The sequence below is a fragment of the Cryobacterium sp. TMT1-2-2 genome (genome assembly GCF_004403505.1).
Taxonomy (GTDB): Bacteria; Actinomycetota; Actinomycetes; order Actinomycetales; family Microbacteriaceae; genus Cryobacterium; species Cryobacterium flavum.
This window is the reverse complement of the sequence record NZ_SOGS01000004.1, coordinates 1-2,695: the sequence shown is the minus strand read 5'-3', so window position 1 is coordinate 2,695 and position 2,695 is coordinate 1. Positions and strand designations below refer to the sequence as shown.

General features: G+C 63.5%; 3 protein-coding genes. 2 read left to right on the top strand and 1 reads right to left on the bottom strand.

From position 1 onward, the window contains the following. Positions 1-419 precede the first annotated feature (419 nt). Positions 420-686, top strand: a complete 267-nt coding sequence (locus tag E3T35_RS03655; protein WP_134377896.1) for a hypothetical protein — start codon at positions 420-422, stop codon at positions 684-686. Between the two features lie 8 nt (positions 687-694). Beyond that, positions 695-1,924, top strand: a complete 1,230-nt coding sequence (locus tag E3T35_RS03650; protein ID WP_134377895.1) for a hypothetical protein — start codon at positions 695-697, stop codon at positions 1,922-1,924. Positions 1,925-2,418: 494 nt separating this feature from the next. Here the strand turns inward: E3T35_RS03650 and E3T35_RS03645 are convergent. Continuing rightward, the coding region (locus tag E3T35_RS03645; protein ID WP_134377894.1) for an HNH endonuclease signature motif containing protein at positions 2,419-2,695 on the bottom strand (277 nt) is incomplete at its 5' end.

The window sequence follows — 2,695 nt, the reverse complement described above, 5'->3', positions numbered from 1 at the left end:
TCGCACGCCGCTTTTTCCGTTCCCGAGTTTCTTACCTTTGACAGTTAGAAACCTAGGCGGAGAGCGGCGTGCGGCTGTTAAGGCGCTCCCAACGGACCCACGGCTACGTCAGGAGAGCCTGTTTATGTCGTTTTTTCCGGGCTAGGGAGCTAGTCCAGTCGGCCAGTTGGTTTATCAACGGTGCTCAGGCCCGTCTGAAACTAGATCCGTCCGTTCGTCCCGTCCGTGTGCAACCACGGCGCCATAGTTCTTCCCTTGGATGCACCTACTCCTGAAGCAGGCACCGCTCGCCATCACTGGCAGGCACATCGACGGGGCGGTGATCGTCTCGAGTCGCGGCTGACAGCAGGTCTCGACCGGCGCACCTCCTGGTAGCGGCATGAGTGGTTCACACACGTCCGCGCACAGGAGGCTTCATTATGACGATTCCGCAGGAGCAGTTCGACGATCTGCTCAGCCGCGCCGCGCTGGCGGCGCTGTTCTACTATCCGGAGGTCGCCGTCGACGATGACGGCCCCAACCTGCAGAACGACATCGCTTACTGCCTGGAGCCCGTCGCCGGGATCGCGGATGATGACCTCGAGCGGTTCCGCGTCGCGGTCGGGCGTGTGATCACCAACCCGACGGCGCATCGCTCTGAACTGCTTGCGTTGGTCATCGAGCTGGCTCCGCTGCCTGCCGAGTAGCTGCGATCATGAACGACCCATCTGAGGAAGCCGCCGGAGCGCAAAAGTCGCTGGCGGAGCATCCGTCTGTTGATGATGCGGCGGAGAGGCGGCGGCAGTACGTGGCGGCGAACCGCGACCGGATCCGCGAGCTGAATCGGCTCTGGCGTTCGCAACACCTTGACCGGGCCCGGGAGCTGAATCGGGATTCGATGCGTCGGGCCGCGGCTCGCCGGCATCGGGAGGCGGAGGTACGGGCGCGGGGGAGGGAGCGTGCGAAGCGTCGGCGGGTGGAGCACCCGGAGCGCCGGCGGCAGTATCAGCAGCGCTGGGTGGCGGAGAATCGCGAGAAGGTGCGCGAGTACTACAGCCGCTATTACGAGGCTCATCGCGACGAGGTGAATGTCCGGGCTGCGGCCCGGCGGGATGCGGACCCGGAGCGCACGAAGCAGATAACCCGGCAGTGGGCCGAGCGCAACACGGCGCGCCGGGCCGAGCTGCAGCGCAACCGGCGCAGCGATCCCGAGATTTACCGGTCCGAGCTGGAGGCCAACGCAGCAGCGAGACGCCTGAAGCGCAGCCTGAGTCGGGCCGGCCTCCCGCCAAAGCTTCTGCACGCGACTACTGCGGCCGAGCGCCGGGCCAACGAGCGCGAGGCCGACGCCTATTTCAGTGACTCGTCACGGCCCGAACATCTCCGGCAGTTCACGGTGTTCGCGGAGTCGCTCACCGAGCACATGCTCAAGAACGGTGCCGGCATGCGCGATTTCGCCGACGCCTACGTGGAAACTAGAGCACGCATGGGGCTCCCGCCGGTTCCGGTGGAGACTATCGTCTGCGCCCGCGCGGTCGAATTCGTCACAGAGCGGATGCGCCGGGTCGACCTCCTGACGGGCCGCGACGTCGCAGCGGCCGTTCGCGCCACGAAGGCCATGGTTCGGCGCGAAGAGCGGCAGCAGCAGTTCGAGCGACTCATAAGAACAGTCGTGACCCATGCGAACCGCAACAGTGCTCGGTTTCTCGTCGACGCGGAGATGGATAACCAGGCTAGGACTCATCGGGGAAAGCCTCGTGTGCCCGTCGAGTCGCTGGTCGTGCAGCTTGCGATGCAGGAGGTCGTTGGGCGCGTGCCCACGAACAGGCTGACAATCGAGGATGCGCGGAGTGTTGCTCGCGTCGCGAAGCAGCGCGTTGCGATGTCTTTCCAAGCTCCTGCGGACGCGGTAGACGAACGGATTCACCGACCGTCCGTCGGGTAACTGGCCTTTGGCTTGCCACCCCTGGAGATGGGCATATTTCGCGATCTCTCTGGTCGCCTGCCCAGATCGGTTAAGCGCGCTCGCGACCGTTGTGCCAAAGCACGACCAGGAGTTCGGCTCGCGTTCGGTATCGTATGTCGAATGGGTGGGTCTGGGACCAAACATGGGGACTTGATGCGCGCATGTTTATTCAACGTTTATTGCGTCGAGACCAGCCGAGATGGGCCTAGGTAATGCGATAGAATTGCAATAGATATCACAGGGAACTCCTGATCAGATCGAGATCGGACGAGTTCAGTCTAGGTTTCGCAATGAGAGTCGCTCGGCCAAAAAGGGTCCGCCGCAATCCGATTGTCGTAGGTTCGATTCCTACCGGGGGCACCACGCCTGGGTGACTGCAGTGAGTAATGCAGAAGGTCGCGACTCGCTGTTTTGCTCGAGGCGAGCCCGGTCGAAGTCAAAGATGAACAGAATTCCGGCCGCGCTTGATGGTCTTAGGTGCGCCAGGGTGGTTCGGGGCTGGTGGTGTTGGCGCGGTGGCTGTGGGCGGGGCGCCAGATTTGGGTGGGGTCCCAGAGTAGGGGGCCGCGTACTTGGGGTCTGCTGTTGATCATGCGGATTTTCCATCCGCTGGTGTCGATGGTGTGGTGGGGGAACCAGCAGAGGAGGACGCCGTTGTTGATGTCGGTGCGGCCGTGTTGTTGCCAGGGGATGACGTGGTGGGTTTCGGTCCAGCGGGCGGGGATGGTGCAGCCGGGGATGATGCAGCCT

Excerpts from the sequence above, each read along its gene's own strand:
- E3T35_RS03650 (WP_134377895.1), top strand. The coding sequence starts at position 695 with ATGAACGACCCATCTGAGGAAGCCGCCGGAGCGCAAAAGTCGCTGGCG.
- E3T35_RS03655 (WP_134377896.1), top strand. The coding sequence starts at position 420 with ATGACGATTCCGCAGGAGCAGTTCGACGATCTGCTCAGCCGCGCCGCG.